The organism is Cyanobium sp. T1B-Tous, assembly GCF_024345475.1.
Classification (GTDB): Bacteria; Cyanobacteriota; Cyanobacteriia; order PCC-6307; family Cyanobiaceae; genus Cyanobium_A.
The window spans coordinates 1-6,678 of the sequence record NZ_JAGQBE010000097.1 but is presented as its reverse complement, the minus strand read 5'-3'; the positions used below and the strand labels follow the sequence as shown (position 1 = coordinate 6,678).

Below are 6,678 nucleotides of genomic sequence, written 5' to 3'. Positions count from 1 at the left end.
GCGACAAAGAAGTCCACTCGATCGGCGTAATCGGCGATCAGGTTCCTCACCCGCACGCCAAGGCAGCCACGAATCAAAATGTTGGCGTCAAGGACGAGTCGTTTGCGCTCCACCTTCAGTGCTGCTGGCGCCGCTGACGCCAAGCCTTGAAGTCAACACTCAGCTCCTCCTCTGTTAGGCCAAGGCGCTCCAGCTCAGCCTGCATCAGGCGGCCTGCTTCCAGCAGTCGTTCCCGCTCATCCAGTTCAGCCGGCTGGGGCAGGGGTACGTAGAGGCCAATAGTGCGGCCGTGGCGCGTCACCTCAATCGGCGTCACCGACTCAAGGTGAGAAGCCAACTTGGCCCTCAGCTCACGAATGCCGACACGGACGGTCACTGTCTTGGTCACACAAGTGTGTACACCTTAGGACTGGTCCAACCGATTCGGCTTGAGCGTGCCAAATACCCGTTCACCAATCAGCGGCTGCACCAGGCCGCCGATACCGCCTGAGCCGTAGCTGGCGCCGAACTCCAGCACGGTGAACAAGGTGTACTGGGCATAGGGATCGACACCTGCATCACCTGCGGCATTGAGCAGGGTTAGATCACCAAGCCAAATTGCGCCCTCACAAGGGGCCACAACGGTTCTGCCGGCAGCGGAGACACGCCGGCCGTTCTGACTCCACTGCAGCTCCCTACTCAGCCAGATCGCACCAGGGCTAGGCGGCAGCCGGGTGGCACGGCAGATCATCCCTTGAAAGGTGAAGTCACCGGTATCAACACCAGGGCCGTTGTCTCTGGCGGTGATGTATCGAGAGCGCTCAAGGAAACACTCGAGGACGTGGCTGGCCACCACAGCAGACGTGGTGTCACCAGGGGTGGAGTTTTCGCCCAGCAGCAGGCGGGCATTGGCAAAGGGCTGCAAGGGGGTGGGGCCCCACATAGAAGCGTTGCGCTGGTGCTTGCCACTGGTGAACTGGCGGGGGCTGATCATTGCCAGCGCTCAACTCCGCAGCAGGGCCGCGCTGCCAGTCATCCTGGCGGCGGCAGCTGTGAACTGAACCCAGCTAGCCAGTCCTGGCAGCAACAGGCTCAGCTGGTCGCCGTAGCGGCGCCGCTGGTTAAGCAGGGCCGCCGCGCTGGAGCGGGGATTGGCATAGACGGTCTCGCTCTCCTGCCGTAGTAGTGCTGTGTCGTAAGCGATCACATCGGCTTTCTGCAGCGGGGCATCGCCGCCGGCTGCAACCGATCCAGCGATCGGCCCGGAGGAGGAGAGCTTCTCGATTGCCTGTTCCTGCTCAGGGTCAGGCACCAGCAGCTGCTGATCGATCAGGGCCACCGCATCGAGCAGGGCGCGGGCGCTGAGTACCCCAGCTGGGTGGTGGCGCTCCAAATCCGCCATTGCCCGCCCGATGGCGTCAAGGCAGGGAACTGTTGCCGGCAAGGCCAGCGCCTGGCGGATGGCTTCTTGATCCTGCGGTTGCCAGCTCACCGCGGAGCCTGAATTCAGCAACGGGCCAACTACGCAGCATCGAGGGCCATTGCCGACCATGCAAAAACCTGTATTACAGTTAGTCCATTCGTCGTACTGGGTTAGCCCTGCGGGCCATGCCGCTCACCGTCAGGCTCGATTCCGACACCGAGCACTTTCTCAATGACCTGCTGGACGAAACCGGCCAGGACAAAAGCTCTCTGATCCGCCAGCTAATCCGTGAGCGCTGGCAGCAGGGGCAGCCACGCCCCTCCATTACCCAGCAACTGGGCGGCCATCCCGAGGCCTTCCTCGACACCCTGCTAGCCGGCAGCGCGGAGCGGCAGCAACGGCGCCGGCTGCTTGGTCAGCACCTACAAAAGCGCCGAGCGGAGCGGAGCTGATGCAGCGGATCTTGATCGATTCCGGCATCCTGCTGAGCTACTACCAGCAGCAGGAACCGCTCCATCAAGCGGTTATCGCCTTCTTTGACCAGAACACTGCTCAGCTCATCACCTCACCTATTTGCATCGCTGAGGTGCTCTGGCTGCTTGGTAATCCAGGTAACCCCGGAGTGCTGGCTGCTCAAAACCACCTGCTTACTGCTGTGAGTCGTGGTGGCATTGAGGCCATCAACCTGCTTTCAGAGGACTATGCCCGTGTCGCCGAGCTCAACGGGCGCTACGCAGACCTGCCAGGTGATTTCGCTGATCTCACCTTGGTGTCCCTCTCTGAGCGGCTTGATATCGCTGAGATCCTCACGCTCGACAGCGACTTTGATGTCTACAGGCGTTTCCGCAAGAAACCCTTCTGCCGGATTCCCCTTGGCTGAGCAAAGGCCCTAGGTAGATGCCGGGGCGATGCCGGCCAGATCCCCCAGCCATTGCCGCAGGGCCTGCTCGCTGATGATTCCCCGCTCCTGCAGCTGCAGCATCTCGGCCACGGTTGGTTGAGGCTTAGGTGCTGGTGCCAGCGGGCTGATCTCCACCGTCAGGGCAGCTCCTTCCTGCACTGGCAGCTGTTCACCGGTGATGGCGCACCAGTGCTGCAGCAGAGAAGAGAACATCGAGGCCGGGTGTATCGCCTGGCTCTGCAGCAGGGCATAGGCCTGGGAAGCGGCCATGAGATCTCCATCGCCGTGCGCGGTGCCCCTTGGGCGGCAGCGGGGATCAAGGCATCACGGCGCATGCCTTGATCCAGCGATTCCAGCCAGGCGCGGTGTTCCGCCAAAGAGCGGGCCTGGATCTCGACGAACTGGAAGCTGGCGCCCTCCGGCAGGTCGATGACGCTGTTTGGTCCCAGCACCACCGGCTCACTGGCTGAGCTGCTGCCCATCGGGCCAGCCACACCGGTGCGTACGCCCACCGGCAGTGCGGTTCGGTACAGCAGCTCCTGGTAGTCGCTCTGGCAGCGGAAGTGGTTGAGGTACTGGTGCGCAAGACCTAGATGGGGTAATTCCCCCTCTCCAAAGGCTGCGCCATGGCTGGCATACCAAATAGCAGGTAGTTGGTTGATGCCGCGGTAGTGGCGCTGATCAAGGCGTTGCTTTCGCCAGCCGCTGGGGGCCTGGGGATCAGCCACCAAGGTCTCGGCGCTCAGGTCCATGCCAGCCCCGTCGGGGCCATCACCAACAAGAGAAGCTGTCAGGTACTGCCAGGGGTGGGGTGGTGGCTCCTGTGGTGGCGCTGCCTGATTGGCGGGCTTGAGGGCATTGGGGCGCCGCTCCCGCCAGGTGATCGCATCTGGCAGGGCATGGTTGCCTGGCAGGTGCCAGTGCAGAACATCTCCCCGCTCGATAAGCAGCAGCCGCGGCAAGGAGAGCCGGTCGCCATTGCGCAAGGCCTGCTGGCGATCACCCTCGCTGGGCCAGAGGTGAACCGGCGGGATCACCCCTACAAGGGCAGCACCGTCTCTGAGTACCAACAGATCAGCGGCTTCTAGAAACACCCCCAGATCGGTGCCGCAGCCATCCACATCACTGAGCACCGCCTGCAGCGAGGCCGGCAGCTCCCGCCAGTGGCTTGAGGCCAGCATCCCGGCAAAGGTACGCTGGGCATCACGAAAGAAGCCCGATGGCAGGGCTGTCTCTACCCGGCGGCGGTAGGCGGATTCAGGTTCGCGCTCGCCGCGGGGCAGGTAGTGCTCACGCCGGCCTGACAGCAGGTGCCAGCAGCCCTGCACCAGCTGCAGGCGGGGTAGCAGTGCCGCCAGGGCCTGGTGGAGGGAGATCGGCAATTCAGGCTCCATCCACCAGGGCACTCGGCTGCTAGCTCTTGCCGCAGCAGCTCAGTGCTGCTTGATGACAAACGGCAGACAGAGAACCTAAGCTGCTCTCATGAAGCCCTTTCGCTGGAGCAGTGATAAAAACCAGCAGCTCGGTGCCCAGCGGTCCATCCATTTCGAGGCTGTTGTGGTGGCCATCGAAACTGGAGGCTTGCTCGATGTGTTGGCCCACCCCAATCCAGAGCAATATCCAAGCCAGCGCATCCTTGTTGTTGAGGTGAATCAATACGTCTACCTCGTCCCCTACGTGGAAGACGACGAATACCTCTTTCTCAAAACGATTATTCCCAGCCGCAAAGCCACACGCGACTACCTCCGTCAAGACACGCCATGACGATGCAAAGCCACCTTCCTTCTAGCAACGACTCACTCGATCAAGACGAGCGTGAGCTCCTAGAAGCTGTGGAGTCGGGCGCGCTGCGTTCAATTGCCACTCCTGATCTCCTCAATCAGCTCAGAGAGTCAGCCCAGATCACCGGCCAGAAGGACCAACGAATCAACATCCGGCTTTCCGGTACTGACCTAGAGGCCTTGCGCGTCAGGGCGCTGCGGCTGGGTATGCCTTACCAAACCCTTATCAGCAGCGTCTTACATCGCTACATCAGCGGCGAGCTCAGCGATGAGCAGCTGGTCTGATCCGTCTCTTGGGTTTCCATCGCCATCGCGACCACCCGCACTGAGCAAGCGGCTGCGATCTCTGCCCAACGCTCCGGTGTGAGCCCCAATTGCTTGGGAATCCGATCTGCGGCTATGCCCTGCCGCAGCAACTTCTGCCCCCTGGCATGTAGCTCCCGCAAGCGGCCTGGAACTGAAATCAGAAAACCCTTATCGCGCAGGTAGTGGGTGATCTCGCCGTTCACAAAAGGTCTGGCGTAAGCGATGAAGCTGGAGCTGCTTCGGTTCACCCGCTTGCAGCCTCAATACACCAAACCACTCTACCCTACACCAATATCTATACCAACACTTTTTCGGCACTGCCCAGCACTTTTTTAGACTGACCCGGACTACAGGCATAAAAAAACCCAGTCAGCGACTGGGTTGCAGGAGTCTTAGGGGCGTCTCAAGACCGTATTTAAGCGGAGAGGGCGGGATTCGAACCCGCGGAAGCTTTCACTTCGCTGGTTTTCAAGACCAGAGCCATCAACCACTCGACCACCTCTCCAGAGGTTCGGTGCGGCAGTGCCACACCGATATTTTATCTTAATTGGTCAGTTGTTGCCCGGTTTAGCCAAAGGCAGTAGGCATTTGTCTGAATCGCAGCCAGCTGGGCCTGCCTCCACCAGCTCACCGCGGTCGTAGCGCTGAAGAGCTTCAAAGAAGCAGGTGGTGCTTCGCCGGGCGGCCACCTCAGCGTTGAGACGCAGGTAGGTTGGATGGTCGATTGGTTCAAATGGCAGCCGCGGGAACGTGGCATTTGCATCAAAGCGGGCCAGCAGGGCTGCGGATATATAGCCCTCGCCTTGATCGATTGCCTGATAAATGGCATCTGCTAGTTGTTCTATTTCGTTTTCGCGGAACTCCACCGTGGCTGAGGTGTTGTGGGCTGTGTAGTGCTTCTGCACCTGCATGTAAAAGTCGAATTGGGCCAAGGCTGAGAAGTTGTTGATCTCAACCGCATCGGCACCGGGAATATTTGCCCAGCTCACTTCGGTGGGGATTTCCACCAGCCACTCGGTGCAGCGGGGATCAAACGCATCATCCAGCAGGCGGCCCTGTTCGTCCTTATCGCTTTGCGAGGGCACGATCGTGTAGCCGTAGTCCATGCAGGCAAGGGCCACCGGATCGTTCTTGCGGAAGGTGATGCGGCGGATGAAGCGCTGGGCTTTGGGGGGGTGCCAGCCAGGGGATGCTCCGGTGAGCAGGCTCTTGGTGCCAGCGGGCTGCACGGTGGTGCAGCGGTTGGGGCGGCGTAGGCCGTGACGATCGCAGTAGTCCCAAACCGCCGTATTGACGATCTGCTTCCAGCTGCTCAAGAATTCGCCCTCCTTTGCCTTGAAGGCCAGGCCTTCGGCCGTGTTGGGCCGCCCCGCTTCCCACCAGGTGAGCCAGGGGGTGCCAAAGGCGTGCACAAAGAAGTCAAATAGGCCGGTGAAGCTCACGCCCACGATCGGATCCCAGGCGCGGCTCTGGCGGTAGCGCTCCACCTCGAAGCGATGGTTGAGCAGGCAGGCCACGGCCAGGCCGGCGGCACGGAATGCCTCCTCCTGGGACACCAGATCGGCGGGGTCGATCTGGTTGAGGTGGATTTCAGCCAGATTGCAGTGGAAGTCGGCGCCGAGGATCTCGCCGCAGGGGTTTAGCCCGTACCGGCCTAAGCGGTGCTCCAGCTCCGCCGCGCCGATTTCGGGGTGGTGGGTGGTGAGCCAGCGGCCGGCCTGCTCGCGGCCTTGGTCGCAGTAGATGCCGATGAACTCTGTGCGCAGCTCTGGGGTGCTGAGCACGTCGGCGTTTGAGCGGGCGATGGCTTCGGGAGCGAACTGAATCGCGCCCTCACCGCTCTGGAACTGCTTAACAACCGCCTCCAGCACCGTGGCCCGGTCGGGCCGGTTGTGGAAGACCCGGGTGTGATTGGCCATGCGCAGGGAATCCCTTTCCGGATCGATGCTCCAGTTGCCTTCGCTGTCCTGCTGCCAGAGGTTCTCCTTAGCTCCGGCGGCGGAGTTGTCGTCGGCGCAGAACTGGCGCATGCCGGCGCTACGGCGGATGTTGCCGGCCACGATCGTGACGGCAGCCTCATCGATCAGTAGGCAACACTCCACCGAGGTGAGCTGGCGGCCTTGGGCCTTATTGAGGATCTGGGCTACGCGGCCGTAGAGGTCCTTGAGTTTCACCGGGTTGGCCATGCCACCGAAGCCCTTTAGGGTTTCGCCCACGGGACGCACGTCGGAGAGATCGACGCTGATCTCGATCGGGATGGCGGGGTCAAAGCGCTCGTCGCTGCAGAG

9 protein-coding genes and 1 tRNA gene are annotated in these 6,678 nt (G+C 61.6%); 4 read left to right on the top strand and 6 right to left on the bottom strand.

Annotated features, from left to right (window positions below):
- Positions 1 to 115: 115 nt before the first annotated feature.
- The 3 genes from KBY71_RS14200 to KBY71_RS14190 all read right to left on the bottom strand — a co-directional run bounded on the left by KBY71_RS14200 (position 116) and on the right by KBY71_RS14190 (position 1,471).
- Positions 116 to 337 (bottom strand): prevent-host-death protein, encoded by a 222-nt coding sequence (locus KBY71_RS14200; RefSeq protein ID WP_254929543.1) that lies wholly within the window; start codon positions 335 to 337, stop codon positions 116 to 118.
- A gap of 66 nt (positions 338 to 403) precedes the next feature.
- Entirely contained in the window at positions 404 to 973 is a 570-nt protein-coding gene (locus KBY71_RS14195; protein WP_254929542.1) for a hypothetical protein, read from the bottom strand.
- 9 nt (positions 974 to 982) lie between these two features.
- Complete coding sequence (locus KBY71_RS14190; protein WP_254929541.1) at positions 983 to 1,471, bottom strand: hypothetical protein; 489 nt, start codon at positions 1,469 to 1,471, stop codon at positions 983 to 985.
- A 116-nt stretch (positions 1,472 to 1,587) separates the two neighbouring features.
- Between KBY71_RS14190 and KBY71_RS14185 the strand changes: the two genes are divergently transcribed.
- Complete coding sequence (locus tag KBY71_RS14185; protein WP_254929540.1) at positions 1,588 to 1,854, top strand: hypothetical protein; 267 nt, start codon at positions 1,588 to 1,590, stop codon at positions 1,852 to 1,854.
- Between the two features lie 11 nt (positions 1,855 to 1,865).
- On the top strand, positions 1,866 to 2,282 hold the full coding sequence (locus KBY71_RS14180; protein ID WP_254929539.1) for a type II toxin-antitoxin system VapC family toxin: 417 nt from the start codon (positions 1,866 to 1,868) through the stop codon (positions 2,280 to 2,282).
- 158 nt (positions 2,283 to 2,440) lie between these two features.
- Here KBY71_RS14180 and KBY71_RS14175 read toward each other — a convergent pair whose 3' ends face one another.
- Positions 2,441 to 3,697 carry a DUF4055 domain-containing protein gene (locus KBY71_RS14175; RefSeq protein ID WP_254929538.1) on the bottom strand — a complete coding sequence of 419 codons (1,257 nt, stop codon included), beginning with the start codon at positions 3,695 to 3,697 and terminating at the stop codon, positions 2,441 to 2,443.
- A gap of 88 nt (positions 3,698 to 3,785) precedes the next feature.
- Between KBY71_RS14175 and KBY71_RS14170 the strand changes: the two genes are divergently transcribed.
- Complete coding sequence (locus KBY71_RS14170; RefSeq protein ID WP_254929537.1) at positions 3,786 to 4,067, top strand: PQQ-dependent sugar dehydrogenase; 282 nt, start codon at positions 3,786 to 3,788, stop codon at positions 4,065 to 4,067.
- Positions 4,064 to 4,369 (top strand): hypothetical protein, encoded by a 306-nt coding sequence (locus KBY71_RS14165; RefSeq protein ID WP_254929536.1) that lies wholly within the window; start codon positions 4,064 to 4,066, stop codon positions 4,367 to 4,369. The genes KBY71_RS14170 and KBY71_RS14165 overlap by 4 nt, the downstream gene beginning before the upstream one ends.
- A 441-nt stretch (positions 4,370 to 4,810) precedes the next feature.
- Here KBY71_RS14165 and KBY71_RS14160 read toward each other — a convergent pair.
- Positions 4,811 to 4,895, bottom strand: a tRNA-Ser gene (locus tag KBY71_RS14160).
- A 46-nt stretch (positions 4,896 to 4,941) separates the two neighbouring features.
- A partial coding sequence (gene nrdJ, locus KBY71_RS14155) for a ribonucleoside-triphosphate reductase, adenosylcobalamin-dependent (RefSeq protein WP_254929535.1) occupies positions 4,942 to 6,678 on the bottom strand: 1,737 nt, incomplete at its 5' end.